The organism is Streptomyces sp. BE303, assembly GCF_036290945.1.
In the GTDB taxonomy this organism is placed as follows: domain Bacteria; phylum Actinomycetota; class Actinomycetes; order Streptomycetales; family Streptomycetaceae; genus Kitasatospora.
Genome location: NZ_JAQYWZ010000589.1, coordinates 1 through 302, shown reverse-complemented (window position 1 = coordinate 302; position 302 = coordinate 1). Strand labels below are relative to the sequence as shown.

General features: G+C 72.2%; 1 pseudogene. It reads left to right on the top strand.

The features are described 5' to 3' along the window. A pseudogene (locus PUR56_RS12950) lies at positions 1–240 on the top strand (polyketide synthase); the annotation flags it as partial. Between the last annotated feature and the right edge of the window lie 62 nt (positions 241–302).

Below are 302 nucleotides of genomic sequence, written 5' to 3'. Positions count from 1 at the left end.
TGCAAGTCGTTCGGTGCGGGTGCGGACGGGCCGGGTTGGTCCGAGGGTGTCGGCATGCTGCTCGGGGAGCGGTTGTCGTCTGCGAGGGCTGCCGGTCGGCAGGTCCTGGCGGTGGTGGGGGGCACGGCGGTCAATGTGGTCGGTGCGTCGAACGGTCTGACGGCGCAGAACGGTCCGTCGGAGCAGCGGGTGTTCCGGGCGAAGGTCGACGCGGCGCGCAACCGTGCCGCCGCGACGGAGGGCCGGGCGCTGAGTGCCTTCGTCCTGTACTCCTCGGTGGCGGGTCTGTTCGGCAACGCGGG